At 28.1% G+C, this 16,653-nt stretch carries 17 protein-coding genes; 13 read left to right on the top strand and 4 right to left on the bottom strand.

Going from position 1 to position 16,653, the window contains the following annotated elements:
- The first annotated feature begins 9 nt into the window (after nt 1–9).
- Both folE and ACQY5W_RS05995 read left to right on the top strand, forming a co-directional pair.
- The gene (gene folE, locus ACQY5W_RS06000) at nt 10–582 is read left to right on the top strand and encodes a GTP cyclohydrolase I FolE (RefSeq protein WP_428024048.1); all 573 of its coding nucleotides are present in this window, start codon (nt 10–12) and stop codon (nt 580–582) included.
- A gap of 5 nt (nt 583–587) precedes the next feature.
- Nucleotides 588–914, top strand: a complete 327-nt coding sequence (locus ACQY5W_RS05995) for a hypothetical protein (protein ID WP_428024047.1) — start codon at nt 588–590, stop codon at nt 912–914.
- Here ACQY5W_RS05995 and mgtE read toward each other — a convergent pair.
- Both mgtE and ACQY5W_RS05985 read right to left on the bottom strand, forming a co-directional pair.
- Complete coding sequence (gene mgtE / locus ACQY5W_RS05990) at nt 911–2,260, bottom strand: magnesium transporter (RefSeq protein ID WP_428024046.1); 1,350 nt, start codon at nt 2,258–2,260, stop codon at nt 911–913. The two genes, ACQY5W_RS05995 and mgtE, sit on opposite strands and share 4 nt — an antisense overlap.
- Nucleotides 2,261–2,268: 8 nt before the next feature.
- Complete coding sequence (locus ACQY5W_RS05985) at nt 2,269–3,438, bottom strand: peptidoglycan DD-metalloendopeptidase family protein (RefSeq protein ID WP_428024045.1); 1,170 nt, start codon at nt 3,436–3,438, stop codon at nt 2,269–2,271.
- 75 nt (nt 3,439–3,513) lie between these two features.
- Between ACQY5W_RS05985 and ACQY5W_RS05980 the strand changes: the two genes are divergently transcribed.
- The 6 genes from ACQY5W_RS05980 to purH all read left to right on the top strand — a co-directional run bounded on the left by ACQY5W_RS05980 (nt 3,514) and on the right by purH (nt 9,916).
- Complete coding sequence (locus tag ACQY5W_RS05980) at nt 3,514–4,476, top strand: L,D-transpeptidase family protein (protein WP_428024044.1); 963 nt, start codon at nt 3,514–3,516, stop codon at nt 4,474–4,476.
- Between the two features lie 61 nt (nt 4,477–4,537).
- On the top strand, nt 4,538–6,748 hold the full coding sequence (gene purL / locus ACQY5W_RS05975) for a phosphoribosylformylglycinamidine synthase subunit PurL (protein WP_428024043.1): 2,211 nt from the start codon (nt 4,538–4,540) through the stop codon (nt 6,746–6,748).
- Nucleotides 6,749–7,315, top strand: a complete 567-nt coding sequence (locus ACQY5W_RS05970) for a zeta toxin family protein (protein ID WP_428024042.1) — start codon at nt 6,749–6,751, stop codon at nt 7,313–7,315.
- On the top strand, nt 7,296–7,535 hold the full coding sequence (locus ACQY5W_RS05965; RefSeq protein ID WP_428024041.1) for a hypothetical protein: 240 nt from the start codon (nt 7,296–7,298) through the stop codon (nt 7,533–7,535). Before ACQY5W_RS05970 ends, ACQY5W_RS05965 begins: the two co-directional genes overlap by 20 nt.
- 15 nt (nt 7,536–7,550) lie before the next feature.
- The gene (locus ACQY5W_RS05960) at nt 7,551–8,261 is read left to right on the top strand and encodes a sulfite exporter TauE/SafE family protein (RefSeq protein ID WP_428024040.1); all 711 of its coding nucleotides are present in this window, start codon (nt 7,551–7,553) and stop codon (nt 8,259–8,261) included.
- Nucleotides 8,262–8,383: 122 nt separating this feature from the next.
- The gene (gene purH / locus ACQY5W_RS05955) at nt 8,384–9,916 is read left to right on the top strand and encodes a bifunctional phosphoribosylaminoimidazolecarboxamide formyltransferase/IMP cyclohydrolase (protein WP_428024039.1); all 1,533 of its coding nucleotides are present in this window, start codon (nt 8,384–8,386) and stop codon (nt 9,914–9,916) included.
- A 175-nt stretch (nt 9,917–10,091) separates the two neighbouring features.
- On the opposite strand, the gene ACQY5W_RS05950 is transcribed toward purH, so the two are convergent.
- Nucleotides 10,092–10,673, bottom strand: a complete 582-nt coding sequence (locus ACQY5W_RS05950) for a hypothetical protein (protein WP_428024038.1) — start codon at nt 10,671–10,673, stop codon at nt 10,092–10,094.
- Nucleotides 10,674–10,976: 303 nt separating this feature from the next.
- Between ACQY5W_RS05950 and ACQY5W_RS05945 the strand changes: the two genes are divergently transcribed.
- The 3 genes from ACQY5W_RS05945 (at nt 10,977) to ACQY5W_RS05935 (ending at nt 12,057) form a co-directional block, all read left to right on the top strand.
- Nucleotides 10,977–11,354 carry a TipAS antibiotic-recognition domain-containing protein gene (locus ACQY5W_RS05945; RefSeq protein ID WP_428024037.1) on the top strand — a complete coding sequence of 126 codons (378 nt, stop codon included), beginning with the start codon at nt 10,977–10,979 and terminating at the stop codon, nt 11,352–11,354.
- 172 nt (nt 11,355–11,526) lie between these two features.
- On the top strand, nt 11,527–11,760 hold the full coding sequence (locus tag ACQY5W_RS05940; RefSeq protein ID WP_428024036.1) for an addiction module protein: 234 nt from the start codon (nt 11,527–11,529) through the stop codon (nt 11,758–11,760).
- Nucleotides 11,761–12,057: a type II toxin-antitoxin system RelE/ParE family toxin gene (locus ACQY5W_RS05935; protein ID WP_428024035.1), complete on the top strand. Its 297-nt coding sequence runs from the start codon at nt 11,761–11,763 to the stop codon at nt 12,055–12,057. It begins immediately after the preceding gene.
- Nucleotides 12,058–12,070: 13 nt separating this feature from the next.
- Here ACQY5W_RS05935 and ACQY5W_RS05930 read toward each other — a convergent pair whose 3' ends face one another.
- Entirely contained in the window at nt 12,071–12,589 is a 519-nt protein-coding gene (locus tag ACQY5W_RS05930) for a hypothetical protein (RefSeq protein WP_428024034.1), read from the bottom strand.
- Nucleotides 12,590–12,689: 100 nt separating this feature from the next.
- Here ACQY5W_RS05930 and ACQY5W_RS05925 point away from each other — a divergent pair, with 100 nt between their 5' ends.
- Together ACQY5W_RS05925 and ACQY5W_RS05920 are read left to right on the top strand one after the other, a co-directional pair.
- On the top strand, nt 12,690–13,949 hold the full coding sequence (locus tag ACQY5W_RS05925; RefSeq protein WP_428024033.1) for an MFS transporter: 1,260 nt from the start codon (nt 12,690–12,692) through the stop codon (nt 13,947–13,949).
- 61 nt (nt 13,950–14,010) lie between these two features.
- Entirely contained in the window at nt 14,011–16,608 is a 2,598-nt protein-coding gene (locus tag ACQY5W_RS05920; protein ID WP_428024032.1) for an ABC transporter substrate-binding protein, read from the top strand.
- The last annotated feature ends 45 nt before the right edge of the window (nt 16,609–16,653 follow it).

Below are 16,653 nucleotides of genomic sequence, written 5' to 3'. Positions count from 1 at the left end.
TTTTAATTTATGAGAGATGAAAAGAAATTTGAAGATGCAGTAAAAACTATATTAGAGTATGTGGGAGAAGATACATCTCGTGAGGGCTTACTTGATACTCCTAGTAGGGTACGAAAAGCATATGAATTTATGTGTAGTGGATATAATCAAAATCCAGAAGAGATAATAAAAAAAGCACTATTTACATCAACTAATGATGAAATGGTAGTTTTAAAAGATATAGAGTTTTATTCACATTGTGAACATCATATGCTACCAATAATTGGTAAAGCACATGTTGCATATATTCCAAATGGAAAAGTAGTAGGTCTTTCAAAAATTCCTAGAGTTGTTGATGTTTTTGCAAGAAGATTACAAATCCAAGAGCAGATGACGGAGCAAATTTGTGATGCTTTAAATGAACACCTTAAACCAAAAGGTGTTGCTGTAATGATAGATGCAAGACATATGTGTATGGAGATGAGGGGAGTTGAAAAGATTTGTTCTACAACTGTTACTTCAGCTTTAAGAGGACTTTTTAAATCAAACAAAAAAACAAAAGATGAATTTTTATCAATAGTATCATCTTCTTTAAGTAAATAAGTTATATGGTTAATTTACAAGATATCAAAAAAATAGATTTTTCATATTTTGATTCAAATGGATATATTTATCCATTTGAAATGATTGAAAATAGTTTAGAACTTAAAAACAATGAACTCAAATGTTATATGTATTGTAAGGTTACAAATTTAAGTACAAATGGGGAAGTTTTTTTATACCTAAAGGTTCAAGATGATGAACTTTATTTTAGAACTAATTATTTTGCAAATAGTACTGAATATACAAAATTGAGTAAAAACAGTGAGAAAAGTTTGAGTTATAAGGCTATTTTTGGGAAAGATTATTTAAAACTTAATTGCGAATATTATTAAAGTAAAATTAGTTTTGCCAGCATTAAAAAGCTAAAAAAACCTACAATATCAGTTACTGTTGTAAGTAAAACTGTACTTCCAACAGCAGGGTCTATGTTATATCTTTTTAGAAGTAGTGGAATCAAAGCACCGAAAAAACCTGCACTAAAAAGATTTATTATCATTGACATTCCAATAACCAAACCTAATAAGGCAGTATTAAACCAAAAGTAAGCAATGATTCCAATTAGCAATGCAAATAAAATTCCATTGAATAAGGAGATAAAAATTTCCTTTTTTATAGCATCTTTAGAGTTTTCAAAGTCAATTTCACCTAAAGCCATCTGTCTTACCATTACGGCTAAAGTTTGAGTTCCTGCATTACCACCCATTGAAGCAACTATTGGCATAAGAATGGCTAAAGCTACATAAGCTTCAATTGTTTGGTCAAAAAATCCAATAACAATAGAAGCTAATATGGCTGTTCCTAAATTTAAAAAAAGCCATATTGCTCTTTTTTTAGCTGTTGTTAGTAAATTATCATGTTCAAAATCATCATCAACTCCAGCTAACTGATACATTTGCTCTGTAGCTTTATCTTCAATTACGTCAAGGATATCATCGGAAGTAATTCTTCCTATAAGTAAATTCTGATATCCCACAACAGCAACAACACTTAAGTTATATTTTTCAAACTGTTTTGCAACATCTTTTATATCTTCATCATCATTTACTTTGTAAGGTTTAAATCTATTTGGGTCATTTTCTTTGAGTAGTTGTTTATAGGTTATTTTATAATCAAAAATAATTAAATCTTCAAGTAAAATAGAAGCAACCAAATTTTTATTTTTATCCACAATAAATACTTGATGAATATTTTCTATTTCATCTTCTTCTTTTGCGATTCTAAGTCTTTCAATTGAGTCACTAATAGTTTCATCAAGATTTGCAGAAAAAAGCTCAGTTTGCATATAAGCACCAGCTTCTTCATCTTCATATCGTTTTAGCCAACTAATCTCTTCTTTATCTTCTTCTTCTAGACCATCAAAAATCTCTTTGGCTTTATCTTCATTTACCTCTTCAATTTCTTGTAAGATATCTGTTTGGTCATCTGATTCTAGCTCATCAACTGCATCTGTAAGTTTTTCAATTGATAATTCATTATAAGCAAATTCTCTTAGCTTTTCTGGAAGTTCAAGGATTACGTCTCCCAGTATTTCATCGGGTAGATTTTTTAATACAAAAATAAAATCATCAGAATTTTTTTTGTTTATTTTTTTTAAAGAAAGGGCTACATCACTTGGATGTAGATTTTCTATTTTTTTAAGTAGTTCTGTTGGATTTTGCTCTATATTTTTTTCAATCAATTTTGACCTTATACTTTAAGTAAACTTTTTGTAGAAATTGTTTTTAAATTCAGCACTTTTTCTGTTGGTTTATTTGTATTTTCCAAAAGTTCTTTTGATAAAGTTTTTGTATATATTAGGAATTTTTTCTTAGCATCTCCATTTAGCTTAGTTTTTGTAACTCTAATTATTTTACTTGGGTCTATAGCTCTTCCATTTTTGTATAAGCCAAAGTGTAAATGAGGGCCAGTACTTACTCCTGTAGAACCCACATATCCTATTAGTTGACCTTTTCTTACTGTACTACCTCTTCTAAGACCGGCTTTAAATCTACTTTGATGACCATAAACTGTTTTGTATCCATTTTTGTGAATTATTTCAATAACATTTCCATAACCACCTTTATTGCCCCTAAAACTTATTTTCCCATCTGCTGCTGCATATATTGCTCTACCTCTTGGTGCAGCATAATCAATTCCCAAGTGTGCTCTATATCTTTTTAAAACAGGATGCCATCTTTTTTTAGTAAAACGGCTTGAAATTCTTGTATAAGAAATTGGAACTTTGAAAAAATAACTTGTTAAACTTTTACCAGCTTCATTATAATATCTTCCATCATCTTCATTTTTGAAAATAAAATATTTTTTATCTCTTATTTTAACAACTGCAGAGATAATATCTGGAGTTCCATGGTATTGACCAAGTCTAATTTTTTGTTTGTATTTTATTGTAATAGAGTCATTTTTTCTCATATATTTGAAGTTTAAACTTCCACTATATGCTCTTATGAACTCATTTGCCAATTCACTATTTGATGTTTTATTTAAAATATCTTGATAGGGTGATGATTCTATATTAATATTAACAGTTTCAACAACTTCGTCAAAAATAATAGGCAAAGTTGAGAATTTGTACCCATCTTTATCTTTATAAATTTGTAGTTGCATCTCTTCTGATACTTCAATTAATGCTTGAATCAGTTCATTATTTTCATCTTTTGTTAAATAATATGTTGCTCCTGCTCTTATTTCTGAACATAACTCTTTATCTTCTTTTTCTAAATCAAAATAAATTTTGTTATTTATATTATACTTTTGTAAAAATGTTAAAAAGGTGTCACCCTTTGACCAAGACAATTTTTCTACTTCTAAACTAAACAGTGATGTAACTATTAATAATATACCGACTAAATATTTCAACTAATTTCTCTTTTTATTATAAAATCAAGACTATTATTATACAATTGAAACCTTAAATATAATTTGGAGAGATTTTTGAAGAAAATTGCGTTTTTACTTTTGGTTTTATTTCAAACTTATGTTTTGGCTGACTTTGTTACCATTTATAGAACAATGGGTATAGAAGAAGTTCAAAAGGAGTTGGAAAAACAGTTAAAAACTAAGGAATACTGGAATAAATACTTAGAAAATACTGATGTATCATATGGTTATTATGAATCAAAAAAATATGTATTAGTTGCCCATAAATTATCAAAAAAATTAGAGCTTTTTAAAAAAGAAGATAAAAAGTTTTTAAAACTTTTAACTCAAAGTATGATTAGTGGAGAGAAAGAGGGTGATAAGTTTACAGAAGGTGATTTGAAAACTCCTGTTGGTGCTTATAGATTAACTAGAAAGTTAACTAAACTTGACCAATTTTATGGACCTTTCGCACTTGTTACAAATTATCCAAATACTTTTGATAAGTCATTAAACAAAGAGGGGCATGGTATTTGGATACATGGAATGCCATTAGAAGAATCAAGGGAAGACTTTACAAAGGGTTGTATCGCTTTAGATAATGAAAATCTAGTTTCTTTAGAAAAAAATATGAATTTCGATGAATCTGTTTTATTAATTTCAGAAAAAAATGTTGAACCTACAACAAAAGATGAGATGAGTGAAGTTTTATCTTTTATTTTTTCTTGGACAGATGCTTGGAGAACTTCTGATATAAATAAATATTTGCAATATTATTCAAAAGATTTTAAAAGGGCAAATGGTCAAGGCTTTGATGCTTTTAAAAAACACAAAGAGTATATTTTCTCAAGAAAAGAAGAAAAGACAATTAAATTTTCAAATATTAATGTAATACCTTATCCAAACTCTTTAAACAAAAAAATGTTTAAAATAGTAATGGATCAACACTATCAAACAAAATCATACAAATATGATGGAATAAAAGAGCTTTATATCCAACTTGATGGAGATAAAATTTCAATCCTTTCAGAGGGTTAAAACTTTTATTAAATCTTCTTTAGTTATAATCACGCATTAATAAAACAACTTAAGGTTAATAATGCAAAAAGAGATGACAACTGAAGAGATGGCTCTTGCCCACTCTTTAACACTTGAAGAGTTACAAAACATAAGATCTATCCTAAAAAGAGAACCAAATCATGTAGAAATTGGTATTTTTTCTGCGATGTGGAGCGAACACTGTTCATATAAATCAAGTAAAAAATATTTAAATGGTTTCCCGACAAAAGCTCCATGGGTTATTCAAGGTCCAGGAGAAAATGCTGGAGTTATTGATATTGGTGATGGATATGCAGCTGTATTTAAAATGGAATCACACAATCATCCAAGTTTTATTGAACCTTATCAAGGTGCTGCCACTGGTGTTGGTGGTATCTTAAGAGATGTATTTACAATGGGTGCAAGACCAATTGCAAATATGAATTCAATCAGATTTGCTTCTATTGAAGGAAATAGTGAAACTGCACAAAAACATAGATTTTTACTTAGAGGTGTAGTTGCTGGTATTGGTGGATATGGTAATTGTATGGGTGTTCCAACAATCGGTGGAGAGACTACTTTTGAAGAGTGTTATGCTGGAAATAACCTTGTAAATGCTTTTACTTTAGGACTAGCAAAAGCTGATGAAATTTTTTATGGAAAAGCTGAAGGTTTAGGAAATCCAGTTATGTATGTGGGTTCTAAAACTGGACGTGATGGTCTTGGTGGAGCTGTTATGAGTTCTGCTTCATTTGATGAAGATAGTGAATCAAAAAGACCAACAGTACAAGTTGGAGATCCATTTACTGAAAAATTACTTTTAGAAGCTTGTTTAGAGTTATTTAAAGAAGATTTAATTATTGGTATTCAAGATATGGGAGCAGCTGGACTTACATCTTCATCTTTTGAGATGGCAGGAAGAAGTGGAAGTGGAATGATTATGCACTTAGATAAAGTTCCAGCACGTGAAGAGGGTATGACTCCTTATGATTTCATGTTAAGTGAATCTCAAGAGAGAATGCTTATTTGTGCTAAAAAAGGTTGTGAGCAAGCTATTATAGATATCTTTGAAAAATGGGAACTTGATGTTGCAGTTATTGGAGAAGTAACAGCAACTGGAAATATGGAATTGTTTTGGCATGGAGAAAAATGTGCAGAAGTTCCTGTTCAACCAGTATCTGAAGAAGCACCAGTTTTAGATAGACCAGTAAAAGAACCTGAATATTTAAAAGATATTGCGAACATAACTTTAGATAAAAATATTTCTAATCAAGAAGCTTTTGATGCTATGTTTAGTGATATGGAAGTTGTTGATAAATCATGGGTTTATTCTCAATATGATTCAATGGTACAAACAAACACTGTAAAAGGGCCAGGTAGTTTAGATGGTTCAAGTATAAGAATTAAAGAGACAGGAAAAGCACTTGCAATGAGTGCTGATTGTAATACAAGACTTTGTTATATCAATCCAGAACTTGGAGCAGCAGCTGCTGTTATGGAATCAGGAAGAAATGTAGCAATGACAGGTGCTAGACCAAAAGCAATCACAGATTGTCTAAACTTTGGTAACCCACAAAACCCAGAAGTTATGTGGCAGTTTAAAATGGCTTGTGAGGGTATCAAATCAGCTTGTAAAGCACTTGTAACTCCAGTTATTGGTGGAAATGTATCTTTATACAATGAAACAAATGGAGTTGGGGTTTTCCCAACACCTTCAATTGCAATGGTTGGTGTAAATGAAGATGCAAATAAAGTTTTACCTTCTAGATTAAAAGAAGATGGAAACACACTTTTCCTTTTAGGGGATACAAAAGGTGAGTTCGGGGCTTCTTTATATATGAAAAAAATGTATGGAAAAGTTGCTGGTGTTCACCCTGAAGTTAACTTTGATAAAGAGTTAGCACTTTGGGATACAGTTATTGAAGCAAACACATCATCACTTTTAGTAAGTGCTAAGGATGTAAATGTTGGTGGATTGGCTATATCAATTGCAAAAATGGCAACTGTAGGAAACAAAGGTGTTAAAGTATCAGTTGAATTAAATGATTCAAAAGATATCTTTTGTGAATCTTTAAGTAGAGCAGTTGTAGAAGTAAAAGAAGAAAATATTGAAGCATTTAGTAGCCTTGCAGCTTCTAAAGGTATCTCTTGTACTAAAATTGGAATAGTAGGCGGAGATACAATCTCTATCAACGATGTTACAATCTCTTTAGAAAAAGCAAAAGATATTTATTTTAATAAATTTAAACAAGTGATTGAACAAGACTTATAAATGAAAACTTTGTATATCATCTCTGGAGCAAATGGTAGTGGTAAAACTACTTTTGCTAGAGAGTTTTCAAAGATAAACGAATTATATTTTATAAATGCTGATGAGATAGCAAAAGAGCTTGATAGTAAAAATATTACAAAATATAAGATAAAACCAGGAAAGATGTTTTTTAATGAGTTTTCAAAAAGACTCAAACTTGATAAATCTTTTGTGATAGAAACTACACTTTCAGGAAAGTATTTAGTTGGATATATAGAAAAAGCCAAAGAGTTAAACTACCAATTATCTTTAATATATCTATTTTTAGAAAACCCACAAACAAATATAAATAGAGTAAAAAATAGAGTCCTAAATGGTGGACATCATATTCCTAAAGATGATATAATAAGAAGATTTTATAGAAGTAAAAATATGTTTTGGAATGCGTATAAAGACTTAGTAGATGACTGGAGTATATTTTATAATTCTGATGAGACGTTTGAAGAAGTTGCAAATAATGAAACTATATTAGATACAGCAAAGTATAATGAATTTTTGAAGGATATTGATGCAATCACAAATAATTGATAAAAACTTAATACAACAAATAGGGAATGATGCAGTAAGAGAGGCACAAAAAAGAAGTCTTGAAAATGGGATTCCAAATGTTTATAGTAAAAACAATGTTTTATATTATCAACTTCCAGATGGAACTATTACTATGGAAGACCCCTTTTCAAAGGGAAAATTAAAACAACAACTTGAAATTCTGACAAAAGTAGAAGAATTATCACTAAACGATAATTAAGAGATTAAGTAATTAATGGAAAATATAAGTATCATAACTATTATCACCATAGCATTTTTAGGTTCTTTTGGGCATTGTATTGGAATGTGTGGGGGAATAGTTGTAGCTTATTCTAGTACAAAAATCGACAACTCATGGTCAAAAGCAAAACAATCTTTATCTCATATCTTATATGCCCTTGGAAGAGTTTCTACTTATGTTATTTTGGGTGCTATTTTTGGATACTTTGGAAGTGTGGTAACTTTTAATAATACTACAAGTGGTATTTTACTTTTGATTACTGGTTTTTTGATGATTTTAGTTGGCTTGTCATTAAGTGGTAGATTAAAATTTCTAGTTAGTATAGAACACTCTGTCTCAAAATCTAAAATTTATCAACAAACATTTCGTAAATTATTAGGTTCTAATACATTTACTAGTTTTTATTTATTGGGTATGTTAAATGGATTACTGCCTTGTGGTTTTGTATATGTATTTGCGATAACAGCAGCTAGTACTGGAAACCCTTTATGGGGTGCTTTTGTTATGTTGATTTTTGGATTAAGTACAATTCCTGCTATGTTTTCATTAGGTTTTTTTGTGGGAATTTTTAAACAAATAGCTCTAAGAAATCTTTTTATTACTATTGCTTCAATTTTAGTAATTATATTTGGTATATACGTTATGCACAACGGTTATGAATATTTAGTAAATGAAAATAAATCAATTCATGGTTCTCACATTTAGCATTTAGATATTTTTATTATGCTTTGAAAAACACTCTAAAAACGTTCAGTTTATGAAAAAGCAACTCCTAATTACTTTTTTTGTATAATCTGCGAAAAATTATAAACGACAGAGGAATTAATTTGAGAGCATTAATCAGTGTTAGTGACAAAAGTGGTGTTGAAAATTTCGCACGAGAGTTAGTAGGTTTAGGTTATGAAATAATTAGTACAGGTGGTACTTATAAAGCGTTACAAAATGCAGGAATAGCTGTAATAGAAGCAAATGAAGTTACAAAATTTCCAGAGTGTTTTGAAGGTAGAGTTAAAACTTTAAACCCATTTATTCATGGTGGAATTTTACATAGAAGAGACAAACAATCTCACCTTGACCAAGCAAAAGAGCTAGGTGTTGAAGGTATAGATTTAGTTTGTGTAAATCTTTATCCATTTAAAGCTACTATTGAAAAAACTGATGATTTCGAAGAGATTATAGAAAACATTGATATTGGTGGACCAGCGATGGTGCGAAGTGCTGCTAAAAATTTTGATAGCGTTATCATTGTAACTGACGTTGCTGATTATGACTTAGTATTAAACAATCTTAAAAACAATACTAACACTGTAGAATTTAGAAGAGATATGATGATAAAAGCATATGAGCATACAGCAGCTTATGACTCTATGATTGCAAATTATATGAATAAAAGATTCAACAATGGAATGGGTGCAAAACAATTCATCGTAGGTGAAAAAGTATTTGATACAAGATATGGAGAAAATCCACACCAAAAAGGTGCACTTTATGAGTTTGATAAACACCTATCAAATAAATTTATCACACTAAAAGGTGAAGCATCTTTTAATAACATGGGAGATATTTCAGGAGCTGCAAAAATAGCATCAGCCTTTGGAGATGACAACGCCGTATGTATCGTAAAACACGGTAACCCATGTGGATTTGCTATCAAAGATACACTTTTAGAAAGCTACACTGAAGCTCTTAGATGTGACCCAATTTCTGCATTTGGTGGAGTTGTTGCAGTAAATGGTATAGTTGATTTAGACTTAGCAGTTAAGATGAATGAAATCTTCCTTGAAGTAGTTTTTGCAGCTGATTTTACACCAGAAGCAGAGCAAGAATTAAATAAAAAACAAAGAATCAAACTGTTCAAACAAGGAACAACTAAACTTGAAATGGCAAATGATGCTTTCAACTTCAAAATAGTAGATGGTGGATTTGTTTACCAAGATGCAGATTTTGTAGAAGAAGATGAAGTTAAAAATTCTGAATTAAAATCAAAAAGAGCGGCAACTGAGCAAGAAGTAAAAGATATGGAGATAGCTTACAAAGTTGCAAGCTTAACTAAATCAAACTGTGTAGTTTATGTAAAAAATTCAGCAATGGTAGCAGTTGGTATGGGTATGACTTCAAGAGTTGATGCAGCAAAAGCAGCGTTGCGAAAAGCAGAAGATTTAGGTATTGATGTAAGTGGTTCAGTATTAGCAAGTGAAGCATTTTTCCCATTTAGAGATTCAATTGATGCAGCACAAGAAGCTGGTGTAAAATGTGTTATTGAGCCAGGTGGAAGTATTAGGGATGATGAGATTATAGCAGCGGCAGATGAGTTTGGGATGGCTCTTTATTTTAGTAATAAGCGACATTTCTTACACTAAAAAGGTGATTTAAATAATCATCTTTCTTCATAACTCTGCGTTAGAAGATAAAATATCTTACTCACTTACTTCAGTAAGCTCCTACAGATATTTTATCTTCTGCCTTGATTTATTTTAAAATCTAATCATTTAAATCACTTTTTTAATTAAACCAAATATTACATATTATAATTTTTTATCCACCTCTATGTAAAAATAAAATTTTTTCTAGTTTTTTTACACAATATAAATTTTCATCATCACAATTTATTGTATATTTTATTCCATCATCTATATTTATTAGTTTATCTATTTCAAAAATTTTTGGTAATTTCTCAGGGTTTTTTGCATCGATATTTTCATAATCACAAGATAATGTCCATACTGTTGATGTATCAATGTTAGGCTCATTTTTACTTTTCATTTTAGTAAATTTTGATTTTGTCAAGTAAAAACCAAAAGCTTGTTTACTAAAATTATTATATTCTTTACAGTGCATAAATTCAATTTGTACTCTATCAAGTATTACAGATGGAATAGGAATTAAATACCTTCCAAATTGAATAAATAATTTTAAGTACATTTTATATGCTTTATCTATCAAATCAAAATCTTTATCTTTCAAATTAGGATAATGTTTTTTAAGATTTGTAAATATTTGTTTAGGTAATTCATAATTGTCTATAAAATTTTCTTTTTTTAATTGTTCCCTTCTCACATATTCAAAGAAAATTAATAATAAAATAACTGTTGTACTGAAAAAATATAATGTATCCATTTTGTATATTACTATAAAATCTTTGAAAAATAAAGGTTAAATCTTGAATCTTTATTTTTATAAAAATCTATTTATTTCAAAAATCTTTTTCTCGTAAATACCTAAAGGTATTAGCTTCTTTAACTTTGTGTGGACAAAGTAAGTAAAAGCGAAGAGGTTTACTTCTTCAAGAAAAACTACCAATCTCATTTTATATCCCTTTGATATAAATTAATAAAATAACTTTATTGTGTTATTTGTATTACTACTTTAAGACTTTTCTATATATAATTCATTGCTCGTAAATAAAAAGGATATATACAAATGAATAAATTGAGTAAAGAATATTTAGATAAATGTAAAAATGCTCTTGAGGTGGAACAGGCTTATAGTTTATCAACTACAGGTAATTGGGCACATGTGAATAGAGAACTTGTTCACCAAGATTGGGATACTTTATACAAAAAACTAGCAGAATATATAGATGAATGTAATGTCGATAATGAAAATGTTCAATTATTAATGAAAGAGCATTTTGAAATAGCTTGTCGATTTTATATCCCATCTAAAGAAGCATATATTGGAATGGGTATATTTTATAAAGAAAATGAAGATATGAAAAAGTTTCATAATTCATACCATCCTAAAATGGTTGATTATATGGGTGATGCAATTGTTCATTATGCAAGCAATAATTTATAGAGGTAAAAAAATCTGGTGACAGGATACTTATTTAATTAAGAAAATATATAAAAACCAAAAATCTAAGTTATTATTCAAGAAAAAACTAAATATACTATATAATTTTATTTAAACAAAAAATTTATATCATTTTGTTAGAATGATGTATATGTTTTGATTATAGGAGCTTATTATGACAGCACTAAAACAGCAACAACTTTTTGATGAAATAGATATTTTACCAATAGATATAAAAACTAAAATAGTTGATAAAATACTAAATAGCATAAGTCCTTCCGATAAAACTATTGATGAGTTATGGATAAATGAAGTAAATAAAAGAAAAAATGATATTGAATCAGATAAGGTAAGCTTAGTTGATGGAGATGAAGTTTTTAAAAAAATATCTCAAAGACTAAAATCATAGATGACGTACTCTTTTCACCCCGATGCTGAATTAGAATTTAATATTTCAATTGATTATTATGAAGAATGTAAAAGAAATCTTGGTTTAGAATTTGCCAATGAAGTTTACAAAACTATTCAAAGAATTTTAAAATATCCAAAATCTTGGCAAGTTTTAGATAATGATATTAGAAGATGTTTAACTAATAGATTTCCATTTGGTATAATTTACTATCAAAGAAATGAAGAAATAATTATATTGGCAGTAATGCAATTAAATCGAGAACCAAATTATTGGAGAGAAAGAAGTAAAAGCTAAGAAAAACAAACTATCAATTCCTTTTTCCACCCCTTTGAAACCACTCATATTCATCATCATTTTTCACTTTAGAAAAAAAGAGTTCTCCCGAGTTTCTCCATGGGTCTAGAACTATTCCATTTTCAAAGTTGCAACTTTTGCAAGTAACTACTAAAGTGTTGTGTTCTTTCCAATAATCACCTAAATTGGCTACACCAAAATAGTAATCAAAGCTTTTTAGCTTTAAGCTTTTTGCGTGTTTTAGCATATCTAGTGCAAAATGCCAGCATAAGCCTTTTTCTTTTACTCCAATATTGACTAAAAAATTATGAAATAATGGAGGACTTACTAAACCGTAGGATTCTTTTAAAAATTCTGCTTGTTTAAACATTTCATTGGAGAGAGTTTGGGCTTCTTTTTTATCTACTTTTTCATTTAAAGAGGATAATAAAATTGCTAACTTATCATTAGCTAGATTTTTTTCAACTTGAATATTAGATGTTGTACAGCCGATAAATAAGATAGATAATAGTATTGTAATTATATATTTCATGAAAAAAAGTATAGCTAATTTGATTATATTTTTTAATAAAATATACTTTACCGCACTTTAACCATATCTACTATCATCACAAAAATAAATAAGGAATATAATGCAGCCAACAAAATCAGTTTTTTTTGCCATATCATCACTATTTTTTTCTATTGGTTTTTTAGCCATAGGATATGGGATGATTATGACATTTATTGGTGTTTTTCTTAAAGAAAATGGAACACCAGATATGGTTATTGGATTTATTAATGCTGCATTTTTTCTAGGTGCTATGGCATCTTCTATTTTTAGTCAAAAAATTATCTCAAGTGTTGGTCATATAAGAAGTTTTGTTACTTTTGCATCTTTGATGGTAATAACATTTTTACTTCATTCTTTATTTTTAAATGAGTTTTTTTGGGCAATTTTACGGCTTATATCTGGATTTGCTTATTATGGTTTATTGATTATTTTAGAAAGTTGGCTAAATGAAAAAAGCTCAAATGAACAAAGAGGGCAGATATTAGCTATCTATACTACAGTATTTTATCTCTCTACTGCACTTGGACAGTTGTTATTAAATATTGATGAAGATTTTAAACATATGATTTTTTCAATAGGTGCTGTGCTTGTGCTTTTTTCTGTAATTTTTATTGCTATGACTAAAATAAAAGAGCCAACTCTTCAAGTATTTGAAAGATATAGTTTCCCAAAACTTTATAATGTGGTTCCTCTTGCTGTAACAGGAAGCTTTATTAGTGGTTTTTTTATTGGTGGATTCTTTACAATGATTCCCTTGTATCTTATAAAACTTTTTGATTCAAAAGAAGTAATATCTTTATTTATGACCTTTGCTCTTTTAGGAGGTTTATTATCACAATGGCCTATAGGAAGATTATCAGATATTTATGGAAGAAGAAAACTTATAGCATTTACAGGAATTTTTACATCATTTGTTTCTGCACTATTTATTTTTCTAACTTTAGATGAAACCTTATTATATGTTTTAGCTGTATTTTTAGGTGTTAGTATTTTTTGTATATATCCTTTGAGTTTGTCAAGAGCAAATGATGTTGTAGATGAAAATAAAGATATTGTTGAGATATGTAGAGCTTTACTTTTTGCATATGGGACAGGTTCTTTTTTAGCCCCATTAATAATTGGTTTTGCTTTCAACTTTTTTAACCATCAAATAATTTTTATAATATATTTTATATTGGGTATTTATTTGGCTTTATATTCATTATCTAAAAAACGTGTAGATTATGACAAAAAAAGTATCTTTGTTAATGTACCCATCTCTTCTAGTGCTGTTATGCCAGAAATAGACCCTAGACAAGATTTAAAGTGGGTTGATGAACAACAAAAAAATCACAACTAATAATTTAAGAGTGATTTTTATTTATTCTTAGATATAATTTTTTGAAATTTAAGGAGAAAAATTGAAAATAATATTAATATTTATTTTATCAATATCATTTTTTTTGGGAACCTTAAATGCAAAAGATTTAAAAAAAGTAACTCTCCAACTTTCATGGTTTGACCAATTTCAATTTGCTGGATATTATATCGCTAAAGAGAAGGGCTTTTATGAGGAACTTGGGCTTGATGTTGAAATAAGACCTTTCAATTTCGGAATAAGTGCACCAGATGAAGTTGATAATGGGAACGCTAACTTTGGTATTGGAAGAGAGACTTTGATTTTAGATAGGGCAAAGGGTAAAAAGATAGTTGCTCTTTATGCTTTATTTCAAGCTACACCACTAATCTTAATAGCCAAAGAAGATTCAAAAATTAACAAAATAGAAGACTTTGTAAATAAAAAAATTATGACAACAAGTGATGATTCAAGTGAAGTCTCTATAAAAGCAATGATAAGCTCAAAAAAAGTAAAAATTGAGCAATTAAATTTTATAAAACATACTCACAACATAGATGATTTGATAAATAATAAGACCGATATTATTTCTGCATATATTTCAAAATCTCCTTATGATTTAGATAAAAAAGGGATTTTTTACAAAATATTTGATCCAAAAGATTATGGTTTTGATATGTATAGTGATTTATTATTTACAAGTGAAGATATGTTAGAAAATAATTTTGATGTAGTAATGGCATTTAAAAAAGCTTCATTAAAAGGTTGGACATACGCATATTCAAATATTTATGAAACAGTTGATTTGATTTTTCAAAAATACAATTCTCAAAATATTTCAAAAGAGGCTTTATCTTATGAGGGGAATGAACTAAAAAAACTATCATACTATAATACAAAAGTTTTGGGAGAAATTAAATCAGAAAAACTTCAAAGAATATATGATTTATATAATGTAATGGGATTAATTCCAAATAAAATAGATACTAAAAAGTTCGTAGAATATGACAACGATAATAATAAAGTATTCTTAACAAAAGAGGAAAAGCTTTATCTTAAAGATAATCACCATTTTAAAATTTGTGTTATTCCAAATATAAAACCATATAGTTATTTTGAAAATAATGATTTTAAAGGTTTTATTTCTGATTATTTTAAAATAATAGAAGAAAAAACAGGAATTGAATTTGAAGTTATAAAAAGAGATTCTTTTAAAGACTCTTTATCTGCTTTTAAAAATAAACAGTGTGATATCCATACAGCTCTTACAAAGACAGAAGATAGATTAAAATTTGCAAATTTTACTAAGTCACATGTAAATATCCCTTTTATTTTGATTTCAAAACAAGATTTCCCATTTATTGAAAGTTTAAGTACTTTAAAAAATAAAAAAATAGGAATAATGAGTAGTTACAATATTAGTAAAAAATTAAAAGAAAAGTATCCAAATATAGAGTTTATAGATGTAAAAAGTTTAGATGAAGGTATAAAAAAAGTTACAAACAAACAACTTGATGGTCATATTGATTTACTTTATACTTCATTATATAAACTTTATGAAAATAATAATACCAAATTAAAAGTTTCCAATAAACTTGATATTGATGTAGATTTAGCTGTAGCTGTAAGAAATGATAACGAAAAACTTTTTGAGATAATAAATAAAGCTGTAAATGATATAGATGAGAAAAAAATTGATGAACTTTTAAAATCATGGGTTAATGTAGAGTATAAAAAAAATACTGACTACACTTTGTTATGGATTATTTTGGCTTTAGCTGGGATTATATTTTTGGCATTATTATATAGACAAAAAATATTAAATAAAATGAATATCTCTTTAAATAAAATTGTAAAAGAAAAAACTGAAGAACTAGTGAAAATAAATAGTAATCTTGAACAAAGAATTAAGGAAGAAGTAGAAGAAAACCTTAGAAAAGATATGCTTTTACAAAGACAAGCAAAGATGGCTTCCATGGGAGAGATGTTGGAAAATATTGCTCATCAATGGAGACAACCTTTATCAGTAATTAGTACTGGTGCTAGTGGAATAAGAATAAAAAAAGAGATAAATGATTTAGATGATAAATTTTTATTTGATACTTTGGAATCTATAATTAATTCTTCAACTTACCTTTCTCAAACTATTGATGACTTTAGATATTTCTTTAAGCCTGATAAGGAGAAAAGAAGATTTTGTATTAAAGATTGTTTTGAAAAAAGTTTAAATATTTTGAGTTCAAAATTCAATAATAAAAATATAAAAATAATAAAAAACATAAATAAATTTGATGTGCTAGGACATCAATCAGAACTTATTCAAGTATTTATAAATATTTTAAATAATGCAAAAGATGCTTTGGAACAATCTCAATATGAAAAAAAACTTATTTTTGTAGATATTTTAAAGTTAGAAAATAAAATTTTAATTAAGATAAAAGATAATGCTGGTGGAATCGATTTAAAACCTTTAGATAAAATATTTGAGCCATACTTTACTACAAAACACAAAAGTCAAGGTACGGGTATTGGGTTGTATATGGTAGATCAAATTATATCCAAACACATGAACGGTCTAATAGAAGTATCAAATATCAAATATACCTATGAACAAGCTAAATACAAAGGTGCTTTATTTACTATTACTTTGTATGATGAATAATTTTATTTTCGATATAATTGCTTGATATAATTAATAGGAATTTTA

The sequence above is a fragment of the Arcobacter sp. genome, assembly GCF_050300555.1.
Taxonomy (GTDB): domain Bacteria; phylum Campylobacterota; class Campylobacteria; order Campylobacterales; family Arcobacteraceae; genus Arcobacter.
The sequence above is the reverse complement of the archived record's forward strand: the minus strand, read 5'-3'. Positions and strand labels throughout refer to the sequence as shown.